The organism is Collinsella intestinalis (genome assembly GCF_902364775.2).
Taxonomy (GTDB): domain Bacteria; phylum Actinomycetota; class Coriobacteriia; order Coriobacteriales; family Coriobacteriaceae; genus Collinsella.
Genome location: NZ_CABJEU020000001.1, coordinates 486142 through 503259 on the forward strand (window position 1 = coordinate 486142; position 17118 = coordinate 503259).

Sequence of the window (17118 nt, forward strand, 5' to 3'; positions counted from 1 at the left end):
ATCACGTGGATAGGCTGCGCATGATCGAGATTCGCGACATCACCAAGACATATAAGACCGGGGACCTGGTCCAGCGCGCCCTGGACGGTGTCTCCGTCACCTTCAGGGAGAGCGAGTTCGTGGCGGTTCTGGGCCCATCGGGTTCCGGCAAGACCACCTTCTTGAATATATTGGGCGGCTTCGACCACGCCGACTCGGGCGACATCGTGGTGAACGGAACCTCGACCCGCGACTATACGGATGCGGAGTGGGACACGTACCGCAACCACCGCGTGGGCTTCATCTTCCAGAGCTACAACCTCATCCCGCACCAGACGATCCTGGCCAACGTGGAGCTCGCGCTTACGTTGGCGGGTGTGGACCGCGCTGAGCGGGAGCGCCGTGCCCGTGCCGCGCTCGAGCGCGTGGGTCTGGGCGCGCATGTGAACAAGAAGCCATCGCAGCTCTCGGGCGGCCAGATGCAGCGCGTCGCCATCGCACGCGCGCTGGTGAACGATCCCGAGATCGTGCTCGCCGATGAGCCCACGGGCGCCCTCGATACCGAGACGGGCATCCAGGTGATGGATCTGCTCGCGGAGGTCGCGCGCGAGCGGCTCGTGATCATGGTCACGCACAACCCACAGCTCGCCGAAGATTACGCGACGCGCATCGTGCGCATCAAGGACGGGCGTCTTGCCGGGGATACGTGCCCCGTGACGGAGAATGAGGTCGAGGCAGCGCGTGCGGCTGCCCTCGCCCATCCCGACAAGGGTCCCGCGCACCGCTCGTCAATGGGCCTGCTCACGGCGCTCTCCCTGTCCTTCACCAACCTCATGACCAAGAAGGGCCGCACCATCATGACGGCCTTCGCCGGATCGATCGGCATCATCGGCATCGCGGCGATTTTGGCGCTCTCCAACGGTGTGAACGGCTACATCGCCAAGGTGGAGCAGGACACGCTGTCGAGCTACCCGCTCACGATCGCGCGGCAGAGCTACGACCTCACGAGCATGATGACGGGGGATTCCGCCTCGTCCGAAGGGAGTGAGTCCGAGGAGGGCGAGTCCGGGGATGGGGCCGAGGTGCCATCTGTCGACGCCGAGGGAGGCCGCAAAGTCGACCTGAAGGAGCCCATTCCGATATTCACGATGCTCTCCGATATGTTCGCGAGCGTGAAATCCAACGATATGGCGAGTTTCAAGGGCTTTTTGGATAAGGACGCCAAGGAGCTCGATGGCGAGGTTTCGGCCATCCAGTATGACTATGGCATCACGCCGCTTGTGTATCGGTCCGATACCTCGGAGGGGCCGGTGCGCCTGTCGCCCAACGCAATGACGACCGCCATGACCGGCGGGGCGTCGAGCGCCGCGATGGCAGGCACCATGATGACGGGAGCCACGGCGTTCAACGAGATGATCGACAATCCAGAACTGCTCGACGAGCAGTACGACGTGGTCGCCGGCCGCTGGGCCAAGGCGGCCGATGAGTGCGTCCTCGTGCTTTCGGCTCGCGGCAAGATATCGGACTTCACGTTGTACAGCATGGGCGTGCTCGACCCCGCTGCCCTCGACCGCATGGTCGAGCGCACCATGAGCGGCGCGGGGGAGGTGCACGTCCCGGAGGTCGATGCGGACTTCACCTACGACGACGCGCTTGGCACGACCTTCAAGGTTCTTGCCGCCTCCGACTCGTATCGCCGCAACGCCGAGACGGGCGGTTGGACCGACATGTCCGGCGACGCCTCGTTCATGGCGGGCCAGGTGGAGCATGGATTGGACCTCAAGATCGTGGGTATCGTCCAGCCGAGTCCCACGGCAAAGTCCGCCGCGCTCTCGCAGGGCATCGCCTATACCAGCGGCCTGACCGACGAGCTCATGAAACGCGCTGCGAATTCGGAGATCGTGCGGGCGCAGCTCGCCGAACCCGAGGTGGACGTCTTCACGGGCAAGCCGTTCGCAACGTTGCAGGAAGAGGCGAAGCGCGGCGTCGATTTGGCGAGTCTGTTCTCCGTGGACGAGTCGGCGTTGCGTGCAGCGTTCAAGGTCGATGCGTCCAAACTAGGCGCGGGGCTCGACCTTTCGGGCTTCGATTTCGCGGGGCTCGATATGGGCGGCGTGGACATAGATATATCGAGCGCTCTTGAGGGAGTGGACCTTGCCGGCGTCCTCTCGGCCGCGCCGATGCCGGATTTCGAGGGCATTCTGGGCGATCTTGCGAGCGATCCCGTGCTCGACAAGGTGCAACTCGAACAGGTGTCAAAGCTCTCGGGCGCCTTTGTGCAGCGCTTCCTGATGGCCTGGCTGCCTGAGCACGGTGCGGGCCTGCGACCGGGCGAGCCCGATTTTGGCGAAAAGCTCGTCGAGCAGTTTGTCGCATATGCCGGGTCCACGGCGCCGGAGGGTGGCGCAGCCCTGCTCGATGAGGTGACAGCGGTGGCGGGCAAGCCCGTCGCCGAGCGTCTGGACAAGATCGTGCGCACCTATGTGAGCGATCGCCTTGCCCCGTATATGGCGACTGCGCTCAAGGATGTAGCCGCCGAGGTTTCCGCTCGGCTCGCCACGGCAGTCGGCGCGCAACTTCAGGAAGGCCTCGGCCGCACCTTCGCGGCGGCCGCGCCTCAGCTCGCCCAGCGTCTTGCTGCCAACATGCAGCAGGCGTTCTCGGTCGACGGCGGGGCCTTCGCGCGTGCCATCCATTTCAACATGGATGCGGAGGACCTCTCGTCCCTCATGGCGAGCTATGCCAACGCCGGCAGGCTCACCTACGACAACAACCTGGCGACGCTGGGGTATGCCGACGAAGCCGACCCGCAGTCCGTGAGCATCTATCCCGTTGACTTCGAGGCCAAAGACGCGGTGCTCGGGGCGATCGATCGTTACAACGAGGACATGCGCGCCGCGGGGGAGGACGACAAGGTCATCGTCTACACGGACTACATGGGCGTGCTCATGGGCAGCGTGACGAGCATCGTCAACATGATCTCGCTCGTGCTCATCGCTTTTGTGAGCATCTCGCTCGTGGTGAGTTCCATCATGATCGGCATCATCACCTACATCAGCGTGCTCGAGCGCAAGAAGGAGATCGGCATCCTGCGCGCGATGGGCGCCTCCAAGCGCAACATCGCCAACGTCTTCAACGCCGAGACCTTCATCGAGGGGCTCATCGCCGGCGTGCTGGCCATCGCCGTGGTGGTGGCCGTCTCATTCCCCGTGAACGCATGGGCACTCGCCGTGCACCATGTGGAGAACGTGATGCGCCTGCCCATCTCATCGGCCATAGGCCTCATCCTCATCAGCGTGGCCCTCACCGTCATAGCCGGCCTCATCCCCAGCCGCAACGCCGCCCGCCGCGACCCCGTGGAGGCTCTTCGCAGCGAATAACCTCAATTTAGGGGCAGTCCCTAAATTGAGGTTCGGCAAGGGGGTGGTGGCTTGGGTCCCGCCGAGGGCGGCGTCGGATTTCGTAGATTCCGCACGAGCAGAAGCGTCCAGTGGACGCTTCGTCGCGAGCAGGACTTGACCGAGCGAAATCCGACGCCGCCCTCGGCGGGGCGGGCGACGGCCCTCACCTGCAAAAACATTGCGAAGACAATATGGAGACGCCCGCGGGCGTGTATACTAATCAAGCTGTGTCCACTAGGAGGATTCTGCCTAGGCCATCTACCTGCGCAAATGGGTTGCCGCGCACAAGGGGTCAAAGCGAATGCAAGGAGTGGCGCGCAAGTCCGTATGTGGTCCTCTAGGGGCACGCGCAAGGGGCGCGTGCAATGTCCCAAGACCACCGAGAGTTGGAGATCGAATGATCAACATGATTCTCGGCCGCAAGATCGGCATGACCCAGGTTTGGGACGAGGACGATAACGTCGTCCCCGTCACGGTCATCCAGGCTGGCCCCTGCACCGTCTCGCAGGTTAAAACTGAGGCGACCGACGGCTACAACGCCGTCCAGATCGGCTTCGGCGACATCAAGTCCAAGCACGTGAACAAGCCCATGGCTGGTCACTTCGCTAAGGCTGGCGTCGAGCCCGTCCGTTACCTTCGTGAGGTCCGCGTCGAGAACGGCGAGGAGCACAAGGTCGGCGACGTCGTCACCGTCGCTGATTTCGAGAACGTCGCCAAGGTCGACGTCATCGGCACCTCCAAGGGTAAGGGCTTCCAGGGTCGCATCAAGCGCTGGAACCAGCGCCGCGGTCCCATGTCCCACGGTTCCCACATCCAGCGTCACCCCGGCTCCATCGGCCAGTGCGCTTACCCGGCCCGCGTCCTCAAGGGCGTCAAGATGGCCGGCCACATGGGCAACGCCCGCGTGACCGTGAAGAACCTCTCCGTTGTCCGCATTGATGCTGAGCAGAACCTCATGCTTGTCAAGGGCGCTGTGCCCGGTGGCAAGAACGGTCTGGTCGCCATCCGCATGGCGTAAAGGAGGACCGTCGCTATGTCTAAGTTTGAAGTGAAGAACGCCGAGGGCAAGCAGGTCGCCGAGGCCGAGCTCGCCGACGCCGTGTACGGCATCGAGCCGAACATCCACGTCATGCACCACATCGTCAAGTGCCAGCAGGCCTGCTGGCGTCAGGGCACCCAGTCCACCAAGGGCCGTTCCGAGGTCTCCGGTGGCGGCAAGAAGCCTTGGCGTCAGAAGGGCACCGGCCGTGCCCGTCAGGGCTCCATCCGCGCCGCTCAGTGGCGTGGTGGCGGTGTGATCTTCGGGCCCAAGCCCCGCACCTACGTGAAGCGCATGAACAACAAAGAGGTCAAGCTCGCCATGCGCTCCGCCCTGTCCGCCAAGCTCCGCGACAACGAGCTCGTTCTCGTTGACGATTACGGCTTCGAGAAGCCTTCCACCAAGGCCGCCGTTGCCATGCTCAAGGCTCTGGGCATCGAGGGCAAGCGTCTGACCATCATCGTTCGCGAGGATGACATCAACGCTTACCTCTCCTTCCGCAACATCCCCAAGACGTTCATCATCACGCCTGCCGAGGCCAACACCTATGACCTCGTCAACAACGGCGCTCTGCTGATGCCCGCCGACATCGCCGCTCACTTCGGGGAGGTGCTCGCCTAAATGACCGCTCACGAGATCATCATCCGCCCGATCGTGTCCGAGCGTTCCTACTCCGCTATGGAGGAGAACAAGTACACCTTCGAGGTTGCCAAGGACGCCAACAAGTTCCAGATCAAGGACGCCGTCGAGGAGATCTTTGGCGTGAAGGTTGTTCGCGTTAACACCCTGAACGTCAAGCCCAAGACCAAGCGCGTTCGCTATGTCGCTGGCAAGACCCGTTCTTGGAAGAAGGCCATCGTCACCGTGGCCGAGGGTCAGACCATCGAGGTCTTCGGCACCCAGGCGTAATTCACGCCTTTGTTCGATCTTGCGCTTGCCTCTTCAAATAGGGGAGGCAAGCTCAAGCGCTCCGTGCGTATAAATAGGAAACGCCCGGAGCCGTGGTAATCCGGTGTCACTGCATCCACGATCCCGGCTTGCAGTGGCCAACGGACCGATATGAAAGGGATAAGGAATGGCTGTAAAGCACCTTAAGCCGACCAGCGCCGGCCGGCGCTGGCAGACGATCGCGGACTTCTCCGAGATCACCTGCACCACGCCCGAGAAGTCTCTTCTCGAGCCGCTGCCGGTCAAGGCCGGTCGTAACAACGCCGGTCGCATCACCATGCGCCACCAGGGTGGCCGCGTGAAGCGCCAGTACCGCGTTATCGACTTCAAGCGCAACAAGGACGGCGTGCCGGCCAAGGTCGCTACCATCGAGTACGACCCGAACCGCTCCGCTCGCATCGCCCTGCTCCACTACGTGGACGGCGAGAAGCGCTACATCCTGGCCCCCAAGGGCCTCAAGGTCGGCGACACCGTCATCTCCGGTGCCGGCGCCGACATCAAGCCGGGCAACGCCATGCCGCTGTCCGAGATTCCCGTGGGTACCCTCATCCACGCCATCGAGTTCCAGCCTGGCAAGGGCGCTGCTATCGCCCGTTCCGCTGGTACCGCCTGCCAGCTCATGGGTAAGGAGGGCAAGTACGCGATCATCCGTATGCCTTCCTCCGAGATGCGTCGCGTTCTCGTGACCTGCCGCGCCTCCATCGGTGAGGTTGGCAACTCCGAGCACGCCAACATCGTGATCGGTAAGGCCGGCCGTCATCGCAAGATGGGCGTCCGCCCGACCGTCCGTGGTACCGTCATGAACCCGGTCGATCACCCGCACGGCGGTGGCGAGGGTCGCTCGCACACCTCCGGTCGTCCGTCCGTCTCTCCGTGGGGCACCCCGTCCAAGGGCTACCGCACCCGCAACAAGAAGAAGACGTCCAACGACCTCATCATCCGTCGTCGCAAGAAGTAATCGATACCCGTTAGGAGAAAGCACTTATGAGCAGAAGTCTCAAAAAGGGCCCGTTCGTAGAGGCGCGCCTCCTCTCGCGTATCATCGCGATGAACGAGGCTGGCAAGAAGGACGTCGTGAAGACCTGGTCCCGCGCGTCCACCATCTTCCCCGAGATGGTCGGTCACACCATCGCCGTTCACGACGGCCGCAAGCATGTTCCCGTGTACGTCACCGAGTCCATGGTTGGTCACAAGCTGGGCGAGTTCGCGCCCACCCGTACCTTCCGTGCGCACAAGGCCAAATAGGGGGTTTAGGTAAATGGCTACTACTTCCACCGAGACCCGCGAGGTCCGCGCCACGGCTAAGTACGTGCGCGTTTCCCCCGGCAAGGCTCGCCTCGTGATCGACCTGATCCGCGGCAAGAACGTCGCCCAGGCCTTCGATATCCTCCACTTCTGCACGCGCTCCGTCGCTGTGGACGTGGAGAAGGTCCTGCGCTCCGCCGTCGCCAACGCCGAGCACAACAACCAGATGCGCGCCGACGACCTGGTCGTCAAGGCCGCTTATGTCGACGAGGGCCCGACGCTCAAGCGCATCCGTCCTCGCGCCAAGGGCTCCGCTTCCCGCATCCTGAAGCGCACGAGCCACATCACCGTCGTCGTTGCTCCTCGAAAGGAGGCTTAAGCGTCATGGGTCAGAAAGTCTATCCCACTGGCTTCCGCCTCGGCATCACCGAGAACTGGCGCTCCCGCTGGTTCGCTGAGAAGGATTACGCTAAGACTCTCGGCAACGATATCGAGATCCGTCGCTTCCTCGAGAAGCGTCTCGCCCGCGCCGCCGTCTCCCGCGTTGAGATCGAGCGCGCCGGCGACAAGGTGAAGGTCATCATCCTCACCGCTCGTCCTGGCGTCGTCATCGGCAAGAAGGGCTCCGAGATCGACGGTCTCCGCACCGAGCTCGAGAAGGTCGCCGGCGTCTCCAAGGGCAACCTGTCCGTCGACGTGATCGAGGTCAAGCGTCCCGAGCTCGACGCCGTGCTGGTGGCTCAGTCCATCGCCGAGCAGCTCGAGGGCCGCGTCGCCTTCCGTCGCGCCATGCGCAAGGCCGTTCAGTCCGCTCGCAAGGCCGGTGCCAAGGGCATCCGTATCCAGTGCTCCGGTCGTCTCGGCGGCGCTGAGATGGGCCGCCGCGAGTGGTACCGCGAGGGTCGCGTGCCGCTGCACACCCTCCGCGCCAAGATCGACTACGGCACCGCCACCGCCCGCACCACCATGGGCTCCTGCGGCGTCAAGGTCTGGATCTACCAGGGCGAGAAGCTCCCGGGCCAGCCTGTTCCCAACATGGCTCTCGAGGGTACCTCCCGTCCGCGTCGTCGCAACAACGATAGGAGGAATCAGTAATGCTCGCTCCTAAGCGTATTCTTCACCGCAAGGTGCAGCGTGGCTCCATGAAGGGCCAGGCCAAGGGCAACACCGAGCTCCATTTCGGTGAGTACGGCATCGTCGCCCTCGATCGCCACTGGATCACCAACCGCCAGATCGAGGCCGCTCGTATCGCCATGACCCGCTACATGAAGCGTGGCGGTAAGGTCTACATCACCATCTTCCCGGACAAGCCCATCACCAAGAAGCCCGCGGAGACCCGCATGGGCTCCGGTAAGGGTAACCCCGAGGAGTGGGTGGCCGTCGTCAAGCCGGGTCGCGTTATGTTCGAGATCGCCGGCGTGTCCGAGGAGATCGCACGCGAGGCCCTGCGTCTTGCCCAGCACAAGCTGCCGATCAAGACCAAGATCATTACCCGCGCTAAGAACGGGGAGGACAAGTAATGAAGCCCGCAGAGATTCGTGAGCTTTCCGACGAGGCCCTGGCTGAGAAGCTGAAGGATTGCCGCGCCGAGCTCTTCAACCTTCGTTTCCAGATGGCTACCAGCCAGCTGGACAACACCGCTCGCGTGACCACCGTGAAGAAGGACATCGCTCGTGTCCTCACCGAGCAGCGTGCCCGTCAGATCGCAGCGGAGAAGTCCGCTGCCACCGAGTAGCACAGGAGTAGATAATGGCTGAAGCAACTGAGCGCAACGCGCGCAAGGTCCGCCAGGGTATCGTTTCCTCCATCATGGGCAACAAGAGCATTGTTGTGACCACCACGGAGCGCAAGCGTCACCCCAAGTACGGCAAGATGATGACCAGCACCAAGAAGTTCCACGTCCACGACGAGGAGAACACCGCTGGTGTCGGCGATACCGTCCGTATCATGGAGACCCGTCCGCTGTCCGCCACCAAGCGTTGGCGTCTCGTCGAGATCATCGAGCGCGCCAAGTAAGCTTGTCGATGTAAGTTTTCCGGTGATGTGCGCCCGCCCGGATACCCCGGGTATCCACCAAGGGTGGTCGCACCTCTCACTGGCCTAGGTTCGGAAAGGTTCCAACCATGATTCAGATGCAAACCATGCTGAACGTTGCCGACAACTCCGGTGCGCGCAAGGTTCGTTGCATTAAGGTGCTGGGCGGCTCTAAGCGCCGTTACGCCGGCATCGGTGACGTCGTCATGGCCGCCGTCCAGGAGGCCACGCCTGGCGCGAACGTCAAGAAGAAGGATGTTGTCCGTTGCGTCATCGTGCGCACCGTGAAGGAGGTCCGCCGCAAGGACGGTTCCTACATCCGCTTCGATGACAACGCTGCCGTCGTCATCAACAAGGATGGTTCGCCTGTCGGCACCCGTATCTTCGGGCCTGTCGCTCGCGAGCTTCGTGACAAGAAGTACATGAAGATCGTCTCGCTCGCACCCGAGACCCTCTAACGTAAGGGAGAGACCACTATGTCTATGTCCATCAAGAAGGGCGACAAGGTCGAGGTGCTCTCCGGCAAGGATCGCGGCAAGCAGGGCGTCGTCCTGCGCGCGCTGCCTTCCGAGGGCAAGGTCATCGTCGAGGGCGTCGCCGTCGCCAAGAAGGCCGTCAAGCCCAACGCTGCCGGTCAGCAGGGCGGCATCGTCGACAAGGAGATGCCGATCGACGTCTCCAACGTCCAGCTCATCTGCCCCGAGTGCGGCAAGCGCACCCGTGTTGGCCACGAGGCTGGCGAGCTCGACGGTCACAAGACCAAGCTCCGCATTTGCAAGAAGTGCGGTCACAAGTTCTAAGATCTAGCATCTAGAGCGACTTCATACCCCCTGGATTGCCTTGTGCAGTCCAGGGGGTATTTTATTTGTATATGCTTGGAATTGATAAGTGTACGTTTTGGGGGAAGTTTTGGCCCTGCCCGGTCGAAATCAAGGTCTATGCCAAATTCTATCCTGGGCAATCATCAAGTGATTCGATTCCGACATCCGATTAAAGGGCAAAACTTGCCCCAAAACGTACACTTTTACAAAAATGAATCGACCTTTGGGGTAAGTGCATCCACAGAGTGCGTTTTCTTGCAAAGCCGTGTGTTCCCTCATTAACCGCGCCGAGAGTTGCTTCTTGTGCCACAATTGCAGCGTAGTGATCCATCATGGAAATGGGGTACACATGGATGCACAGAACACTCTCAATGCTGCGCCTTTGGATGCCGCTGCGGCGGCAAAGGCCGCGTTTGCCGCCGTTGAGGGATTGCCGTTCCCGGATGATATCTTCACCGCGCCTGAGCTGAGGTGGGCGGTTATTGGATGCGGCGTGATCGCAAATCAGATGGCCCAATCGCTTGCACTTGCGGGACGCAAGGTTTACGGCGTGGCAAACCGCACGCTGCAAAAGGCCGAAGCATTCGCTGCTGAGTACGGCGTTGATCGTGTGTATCGTACGGTTGAGGAGCTGTATGCAGACCCGGCGGTTGACGCCATCTATATCACAACGCCCCACAACACCCATATCGAGTATCTACGCGGGGCGCTTGCGGCGGGCAAGCACGTGCTTTGCGAAAAGGCGATCACCCTCAATTCTGATGAGCTGGCTGAGGCGCGCGCTATTGCCGATGAGCATCATGTTGTGCTTATGGACGCAACGACGGTCCTGCACATGCCCCTATATGCTGAGCTCATGCGTCGTGCGCATGCCGGGGAGTTTGGCCGACTTCGTCTTGCCCAGGTCAATTTCGGTAGTTTCCACGATTATGAGGACGTTCAGAGCCGTTTTTGGAATCGGGCGCTTGCGGGCGGTGCCATGCTGGATATCGGTGTGTATGCGCTTTCGGTTGCACGCCTGTTTATGGAGAGCCAACCTGATGAGGTCGTATCACTTGCCAACCTCTTTGAAACCGGAGTGGATGAGGAGAGCGGGTTTATCACGCGCAACGCACAGGGTCAGCTCGGTGTGTACTCTTTGACCATGCATGCAAAGCAGCCCAAGCGCGCGGACCTTTGCTTTGACGATTGCTATATCGAGATCATGGCGTATCCGCGTGCTGATCGAGCGACGATCACCTGGACGGCCGACGGTCGTCGTGAGGAGGTCACGGCTGGTGTTGAGGCGTATGCGCTGTGCTACGAGATCGCCGACCTCGAGAAGGCCGTTGCCGGCGATGAGTCCAAGCTGAAGCTCATTGAGTACGCCTCGGACGTGATGGAGACGATGACCCGTCTGCGCCGTGATTGGGGCGTTGTGTACCCTGAGGAGGAGTAGCGCGGGGGATGCGCTGTTCGCATGGGCTGCCACACGGGTTGAGCCTTATGCTGAAGAGCGTACGAGCTGGACGTCATCGTGCTTCGTGCAACGACTCAGAGTGCAATCAGATCATATCGACAAATATCGATATGTGGTCCAAACCGATCGCTGCATATAAGTCAAATACAGGCAGCCACAAAAATAGGGGAGAGGGATGTGTAGTCCCGCTCCCCTTTGTCATGCGATTCGAGGTGCTCCTAATCAACGCCTTGGAACAGGCAACCAGAGCTTGTACCAGGAAGACGTTTGTCGGGCGTGCGCCCGGATCGAGCGGCTTCCAGGGCGCGATTGGTCCGTGCGACAGAACGCGACAACATATCGATATTCATCAATGTGCCGTCAACGAGGAAGCGCGCAACGCCGGCGCGAAGCAGTTGCGGAATCTGTGGGGTGGCATCGAGCTGAACGCCGTCGTAGAGGTGGCTACGGCCGTTGAGGCCCGTACGGACGGGCAACATGCGTCCGTCGATGTTCTTGAGCTTGAAGTCGCGGGCGCGCAGGCGGCAGTTCGCGCAATCGTGGATGCAGGCGCCGGCGACCTGCAGGATGCAATGCTCGCTCGTCATGACGCGGGGCGCGCCGAGCACCATGAGGCCCAGCGTCATTTCGCCGCGCTGAGGGGCGATACGTTCGATCTCGGCGAGGGTGAGCTCGGGTGAGAGCCATGCCGCGCGCGCACCACGGGCGGCAAGCTCACGCATGCACGGGACGTTATGCACGGGGATGCAGCTGCGAAGCTCCACAACGGAACCGATCTCTGCGCCAAGCGCGAGTTCGGAGATGGTGCCAACGGCCGCGGGTGCACCGGGGGTGAGCCACGGGTCGAGTCGTTCGTGATCGAGTTCGCGGGAGACCTCATCGAGCACGGGGATGACGTCCTCGGCGGAGCAGCTGGCAGGGGAGAGCCCTGCAGTAAGCAGGTCGTCAACGGTCATATACACGCGTGTCGCCCCCGCCTTGCGTGCCGCCGCGGCGGCATCGAGTGAGGTGACGAGCGCGCAGACCTCCCCGAGGTCGTTCATGTCCGCTGGGCACGCAGGATCGCTCTGCACCGTCACATGGTTTACGCGCTCAGCGTACGGCGCCAGAATGGCGCGCTCCAGGGCATCGCATGCGGCGGCGCGCACCTTGTGGACGGCGGAGAATCCCATACCGCATCCCTCGTCGAGCTCGATCTCGAAGCTCGCGGCCTCGAACGGCGAGGAGCCCATGCGCCCCACATGCTCGATGAGGTCTTCGGCCAAAACGGCACGCGTCTTAGCCGCATCGACGATGAACCCCTCGGCGCGTCCCGCAAGCGACGGATCGTCGGCGCACGAGAGCTCGACCGTGAACGGCTGTCCCAGGCGTGCCACGACGCGCACGTCCACGGCGCGCTTGCGGGCGACAGGGCGCTTGAGCGCAGCCTCTGCGGCGTCGAGCGCGGCCTGGCTGCGGATGAGGCGTACAAGGGCGCCTGCGGGCATGGGCCGTGCGGTGCGGCACTCGATGATGTCGCCAGCCGCGGCGTCCTCAGGGGCGATCGCGGTCAGGAACTGATCGAACTCATCGTCGTGGCGTAACTCGAGCAGGTCGCCCTTGCCCACAGGCTCGGAAAGGCGCAGCTTTGTCCAGGCGGCGCGACGGCGCTTGTCGTCGGGTTTCAGGCCCTTGGTGTTGCCGAGCGGCTTGCTGCCAAGCACCTCGCCCACGATTTGGCCTCGATTGTTCGAGCGCTCATAGCTCATCATCCCATCGCCTGAGCGGCCCTCCTGGTACTCACAGGTGAAATCGCGGTTGAAGCAGCGCTTGAGCTGACGGTAGCGGTCCTGCGCGGTCTCGTCTGAGATTTCGCGGCCGGCGAGGATGTCGTCGAGCTGCGCGCGGTAGGCGCTCACGATGGAGTGCACGTAGTCGGGGGCCTTCATGCGCCCTTCGAGTTTCAGTGCGTGAGCGCCGGCATCCAGCAGGCGGGGGAGCATATCGGCGGTGCAGGTATCGCGCGGGCATAGGGCACGCTCGCGACCCGGCTTCGACCAGGAGCGCCCCGTTTCGTCAATCAGATCGTAAGGCAGGCGACAGGGCTGTGCGCACATGCCGCGATTCGCCGAGCGCCCCCGGGACGTGAAGCTGGAAAGCAGGCAAACGCCCGAATAGCAAAAGCAGATGGCACCGTGGGAAAACACCTCGAGCTCTATATCCACGGCGTCGTGGATGATGGCAATCTCGTCGATGGAGAGTTCTCGAGAAAGCGTGACGCGATCTGCGCCGGCCTCTTTGCACCAGGCGGTACCCCGGGCGTCGTGAATATTCGCCTGTGTCGATATATGAGTCTCCACCTCGGGCATGAGGCGGCGAATCTCGAAGAACAGGCCCCAGTCCTGGATGATGAAGGCATCGGCACCGAGCCTCCAGCAACGGTCGACAAGGGAAAGCGCCTCGGACATCTCCTCGTCTTTGATGACGATGTTGACGGTCACATAGACACGCGACCCAGCGAGATGCGCCGCGCGGCAGGCCGCCTCGAATGTCTCGTCAGTGAAGTTGTCGGCCTTGCGCCGGGCGTTGAACGACCCCATGCCGCAGTAGATGGCATCCGCGCCGGCCGCGAGAGCCGCGTAAAACGGCTCCGGTCCGCCTGCAGGCGCGAGGAGTTCAGGTTTAGAAGAGTAAGAAGTCATAAAAGGGCTCCCAGTAAAGTTGGTGTTCAGCAAAGTATAAGGTGCTGGAGCATCAACCATGTGAACGCTTTGCGGCAGTCTCCCTCCACAGGCGCCCCGGACTCCTTTCGTAGATTCCGCTCGCAAAGAAGCGTCCAGTGGACACTTCGTCTTGCGCAAGACCTGACCGAGCAAAAATACCCCGGCCCTCCCAGCCCCCGGCTCGCATGAAGGGGAAGTCGTTTCCCGATTTATGGATTTACCTGCACACATGAAGTTGCGGTGGCAATAGTCGCCGCATAAGCGTATAGTAACGACTGTTTTGTCGGCTCCTGCCGTCAATTCGTCATGCCCAAGACAGCCATCGTGGGTATGGCGCACGTCAGGAGGCACGAGGCTAACCTGCGAGGCCAACCCCGTGCTTAAAACCCCAGTAAGGAGTGAAAATGGCTGAGGAGAAGTACATTCCCCGTCTCAAGACCAAGTACAACGACGAGGTCAAGCAGCTCATGCAGGACAAGTTCCAGTATGAGAACGTCATGATGATCCCCAAGTTCGAGAAGATCGTCGTGAACATGGGTGTCGGCGAGGCCGCCACCGATTCCAAGGCTATCGACGGCGCTGTCCGCGACCTGCGCGTCATCACCGGCCAGCAGCCCATGGTCACCCGCGCCCGCAAGTCCATCGCCTCCTTCAAGCTGCGCGCTGGCATGCCCATCGGCGCCAAGGTCACCCTGCGCGGCGACCGCATGTGGGAGTTCTTCGATCGTCTGACCTCCGTCGCCATCCCCCGTATCCGCGACTTCCGCGGCATCTCCGCCAAGTCCTTCGACGGCCGTGGCAACTTCTCGATGGGCGTCACCGAGCAGCTCATCTTCCCCGAGGTTGACTTCGACTCCGTCGACCACACCCGTGGTATGGACATCACCATCGTCACCACCGCGAAGACCGACGAAGAGGCCAAGGCCCTTCTCGACGCCTTCGGCTTCCCGTTCAAGAAATAGGTTCTTAAAGCCCCGGGTTCCACAGGCGGTGCGCGAAGAGCACGTGCCGCCTGTCCGAGGCGCATATATACGTATGTGAGGAGGAAATAAGTGGCTAAGACATCGATGATCGTCAAGTGCAATCGCAAGCAGAAGTTCTCGACCCGCGAGTACACGCGCTGCCAGCGCTGCGGCCGTCCGCACTCTGTGTACCGCAAGTTCGGCCTGTGCCGTGTCTGCTTCCGCGAGCTGGCGCTCAAGGGCGAGCTTCCCGGCATCAAGAAGGCCAGCTGGTAAGTCACTGCCAGCGCGCCCATCTCATCTGTGAGGTGGAGCGTACGGAAGACGTGCCTTACAGGCTTCCCCGCTAAGGGTGGGGGAGTACCGAGGGCACGGACTCATCAAGAACGAAGGAGAATCCACATGAATCTCACCGACCCGATCGCAGACATGCTCACGCGCATCCGCAACGGCAATGCTGCGAACAAGGCCGAGGTCTCGATGCCGAGCTCCAAGAAGCTCGTCGAGATCGCTCGAGTCATCTACGAGGAGGGCTACATCGAGGGCTACACCGTTGAGGACACCGCCCCCGCCAAGACCCTTCACATCACCCTCAAGTACGGTCCCAAGAAGGCCAAGGTCATCAACGGCATCAAGCGCTACTCCAAGCCTGGTCTGCGCAAGTACGCCGGCGTGAAGGACCTCCCCCGCGTCCGCGGTGGCCTCGGTACCGCCATTGTTTCCACCAGCCAGGGTGTCATGGCCGACCGCGATGCTCGCAAGAAGGGCATCGGCGGCGAGGTCATCGCCCTCATCTGGTAATTCGCTTAGGCGAGTAGAAGGAAAGGAGAACACCGTGTCTCGTATCGGTAAGAAGCCTGTCCAGATTCCCGCCGGAGTCGAAGTGGCAGTTGACGGCACTCACGTGTCCGTGAAGGGCTCCAAGGGCACCCTTGAGGCCGATTTCTATGAGAAGCTCACCATCGAGGTCGAGGACGGCGTGCTGACCGTCTCCCGCCCCGACGACGAGCGTGAGACCCGTGCCCGTCACGGCCTCACCCGCGCCCTGATCCAGAACATGGTCATCGGCGTTTCCGAGGGCTACACCAAGGTCCTCGAGCTCGCCGGCGTTGGCTACCGTGTCCAGCTCAAGGGCAAGGACCTGGATCTGTCCCTGGGTTACTCTCACCCGGTGATCTACACCGCCCCCGAGGGCATCACCTTCGAGTGCCCGGACAACACCCACATCCACGTCAAGGGCATCGACAAGCAGCAGGTCGGCCAGGTTGCCGCCGAGATCCGTGCCAAGCGTCCGCCGGAGCCTTACAAGGGCAAGGGCATCCACTACCTGGGCGAGCACATCCGCCGCAAGCTCGGCAAGGCCGCTAAGTAGTAGAGCGCTTCCACGTCGTAAGACCAGCACCCCGTCAGGTGCTGGCAGGACTTCATAAGGAGTTTCACATGAACAAGCAACAGGCAAAGCGCGCCGGCCTCAAGCGTCGTCAGCGCCGTGTCCGCGGCAAGATCTTTGGCACCCCGGCTCGCCCGCGTCTGCGCGTCGTGCGTTCCAACGCCAACATCTACGCCATGATCGTCGACGACACCAAGGGTCACACCCTCGTCTCCGCCTCCACCCTCGAGGCCGAGTTCAAGGGCACGACCACCAGCAACAAGGAGGCTGCCGAGAAGGTCGGTAAGCTCGTGGGCGAGCGCGCCCTCGAGGCCGGCATCAAGACCGTTTCCTTCGACCGCGGTGGCCGCGTCTACCATGGTCGCGTCAAGGCCCTCGCCGACGGTGCTCGCGCCGCCGGTCTCGAATTCTAGGAGGTAAGAGCATGGCTCGTAATCAGCAGAAGCAGCAGCGCGAGGCCTCCGAGTTCGAGGAGCGCGTCGTTTTCATCAACCGCGTCGCCAAGACCGTCAAGGGCGGTCGTCGCATGAGCCTCGTGGCCCTCGTGGTCGTGGGCGACGGCAAGGGCAATGTCGGTCTGGGCATGGGCAAGTCCGCGGAGGTGCCGCTGGCTATCTCCAAGGCCTCCATCGACGCTAAGAAGCACATGTTCCACGTTCCCGTGACCGCCGAGGGTACCATTCCCCACGACGTTCAGGGTGAGTTCGGTGCTGCTAGCATCATCATGCGCCCCGCTGTCGAGGGTACCGGCGTCATCGCCGGCGGTGCCGTCCGTCCGCTCTTCGAGCTGGCCGGCATCAAGAACATTCTGTCCAAGTCGCTCGGTTCCGACAACGGCCTGAACATCATCAAGGCCGCTGCCGAGGGTCTCAAGCAGCTCTCCACCCCTGAGGATGTCGCTGCCCGCCGCGGCCTCACCGTCTCCGAGATGTTTGTTGGCAAGAAGGAGAACTAGGCATGGCTACCATCAAGATCAAGCAGGTCCGCAGCATCAACGGCTGCAAGGAGGATCAGCGCCGCACCGTCCGCGCCCTCGGCCTGCATCGCATCAACGACACCCGCGAGATCACCGACAATGAGGGCGTGCGTGGCATGATCTTCAAGGTCAAGCATCTCGTTGAGATTGTGGAGGAGTAAC

22 protein-coding genes are annotated in these 17118 nt (G+C 62.1%); 21 read left to right on the top strand and 1 reads right to left on the bottom strand.

From position 1 onward, the window contains the following. Positions 1-20 precede the first annotated feature (20 nt). From FY258_RS02025 to FY258_RS02090, 14 genes are all read left to right on the top strand, one after another. On the top strand, positions 21-3359 hold the full coding sequence (locus FY258_RS02025; RefSeq protein ID WP_118102714.1) for an ABC transporter ATP-binding protein/permease: 3339 nt from the start codon (positions 21-23) through the stop codon (positions 3357-3359). A 418-nt stretch (positions 3360-3777) separates the two neighbouring features. Beyond that, positions 3778-4398, top strand: a complete 621-nt coding sequence (rplC, locus tag FY258_RS02030; protein ID WP_118102716.1) for a 50S ribosomal protein L3 — start codon at positions 3778-3780, stop codon at positions 4396-4398. Between the two features lie 15 nt (positions 4399-4413). Further along, positions 4414-5040 carry a 50S ribosomal protein L4 gene (gene rplD, locus FY258_RS02035; protein WP_006723051.1) on the top strand — a complete coding sequence of 209 codons (627 nt, stop codon included), beginning with the start codon at positions 4414-4416 and terminating at the stop codon, positions 5038-5040. After that, positions 5041-5328 (top strand): 50S ribosomal protein L23, encoded by a 288-nt coding sequence (gene rplW / locus FY258_RS02040; protein ID WP_006723050.1) that lies wholly within the window; start codon positions 5041-5043, stop codon positions 5326-5328. 166 nt (positions 5329-5494) lie between these two features. After that, on the top strand, positions 5495-6325 hold the full coding sequence (rplB, locus tag FY258_RS02045) for a 50S ribosomal protein L2 (RefSeq protein WP_006723049.1): 831 nt from the start codon (positions 5495-5497) through the stop codon (positions 6323-6325). 26 nt (positions 6326-6351) lie between these two features. Then, the gene (gene rpsS, locus FY258_RS02050; RefSeq protein WP_006723048.1) at positions 6352-6612 is read left to right on the top strand and encodes a 30S ribosomal protein S19; all 261 of its coding nucleotides are present in this window, start codon (positions 6352-6354) and stop codon (positions 6610-6612) included. Between the two features lie 13 nt (positions 6613-6625). Then, positions 6626-6991, top strand: a complete 366-nt coding sequence (gene rplV / locus FY258_RS02055) for a 50S ribosomal protein L22 (RefSeq protein ID WP_118102718.1) — start codon at positions 6626-6628, stop codon at positions 6989-6991. 5 nt (positions 6992-6996) lie between these two features. After that, positions 6997-7707 carry a 30S ribosomal protein S3 gene (gene rpsC, locus FY258_RS02060; RefSeq protein WP_006723046.1) on the top strand — a complete coding sequence of 237 codons (711 nt, stop codon included), beginning with the start codon at positions 6997-6999 and terminating at the stop codon, positions 7705-7707. Further along, a complete protein-coding gene (rplP, locus tag FY258_RS02065; RefSeq protein WP_006720292.1) occupies positions 7707-8132 on the top strand; it encodes a 50S ribosomal protein L16 in 426 nt (141 codons plus the stop codon). Before rpsC ends, rplP begins: the two co-directional genes overlap by 1 nt. After that, on the top strand, positions 8132-8347 hold the full coding sequence (gene rpmC / locus FY258_RS02070; RefSeq protein ID WP_006723045.1) for a 50S ribosomal protein L29: 216 nt from the start codon (positions 8132-8134) through the stop codon (positions 8345-8347). Before rplP ends, rpmC begins: the two co-directional genes overlap by 1 nt. Before the next feature lie 14 nt (positions 8348-8361). Next, a complete protein-coding gene (gene rpsQ / locus FY258_RS02075) occupies positions 8362-8628 on the top strand; it encodes a 30S ribosomal protein S17 (protein WP_006723044.1) in 267 nt (88 codons plus the stop codon). 107 nt (positions 8629-8735) lie between these two features. Next, a complete protein-coding gene (gene rplN / locus FY258_RS02080; RefSeq protein WP_006720295.1) occupies positions 8736-9104 on the top strand; it encodes a 50S ribosomal protein L14 in 369 nt (122 codons plus the stop codon). Between the two features lie 18 nt (positions 9105-9122). Beyond that, positions 9123-9446, top strand: coding sequence for a 50S ribosomal protein L24 (gene rplX, locus FY258_RS02085; protein ID WP_006723043.1), 324 nt, complete (start codon positions 9123-9125; stop codon positions 9444-9446). Between the two features lie 370 nt (positions 9447-9816). After that, positions 9817-10905: a Gfo/Idh/MocA family protein gene (locus tag FY258_RS02090; RefSeq protein WP_118102720.1), complete on the top strand. Its 1089-nt coding sequence runs from the start codon at positions 9817-9819 to the stop codon at positions 10903-10905. Positions 10906-11144: 239 nt separating this feature from the next. Here the strand turns inward: FY258_RS02090 and FY258_RS02095 are convergent, their stop codons facing one another. Next, positions 11145-13607 (bottom strand): U32 family peptidase, encoded by a 2463-nt coding sequence (locus tag FY258_RS02095; protein ID WP_118102722.1) that lies wholly within the window; start codon positions 13605-13607, stop codon positions 11145-11147. 425 nt (positions 13608-14032) lie between these two features. Here FY258_RS02095 and rplE point away from each other — a divergent pair, with 425 nt between their 5' ends. The 7 genes from rplE to rpmD all read left to right on the top strand — a co-directional run bounded on the left by rplE (position 14033) and on the right by rpmD (position 17117). Beyond that, positions 14033-14590: a 50S ribosomal protein L5 gene (gene rplE / locus FY258_RS02100; protein ID WP_006723039.1), complete on the top strand. Its 558-nt coding sequence runs from the start codon at positions 14033-14035 to the stop codon at positions 14588-14590. A 90-nt stretch (positions 14591-14680) separates the two neighbouring features. After that, positions 14681-14866 (top strand): type Z 30S ribosomal protein S14, encoded by a 186-nt coding sequence (locus FY258_RS02105; protein WP_039910329.1) that lies wholly within the window; start codon positions 14681-14683, stop codon positions 14864-14866. A gap of 126 nt (positions 14867-14992) precedes the next feature. Beyond that, positions 14993-15391 (top strand): 30S ribosomal protein S8, encoded by a 399-nt coding sequence (gene rpsH, locus FY258_RS02110; RefSeq protein WP_006723038.1) that lies wholly within the window; start codon positions 14993-14995, stop codon positions 15389-15391. A 34-nt stretch (positions 15392-15425) separates the two neighbouring features. Continuing rightward, complete coding sequence (rplF, locus tag FY258_RS02115; protein WP_118102724.1) at positions 15426-15962, top strand: 50S ribosomal protein L6; 537 nt, start codon at positions 15426-15428, stop codon at positions 15960-15962. A gap of 68 nt (positions 15963-16030) precedes the next feature. Continuing rightward, entirely contained in the window at positions 16031-16393 is a 363-nt protein-coding gene (gene rplR / locus FY258_RS02120) for a 50S ribosomal protein L18 (RefSeq protein ID WP_006723036.1), read from the top strand. An 11-nt stretch (positions 16394-16404) separates the two neighbouring features. Beyond that, complete coding sequence (gene rpsE / locus FY258_RS02125) at positions 16405-16935, top strand: 30S ribosomal protein S5 (protein WP_006723035.1); 531 nt, start codon at positions 16405-16407, stop codon at positions 16933-16935. Between the two features lie 2 nt (positions 16936-16937). Then, positions 16938-17117: a 50S ribosomal protein L30 gene (rpmD, locus tag FY258_RS02130; RefSeq protein WP_006723034.1), complete on the top strand. Its 180-nt coding sequence runs from the start codon at positions 16938-16940 to the stop codon at positions 17115-17117. Position 17118: the final 1 nt, after the last annotated feature.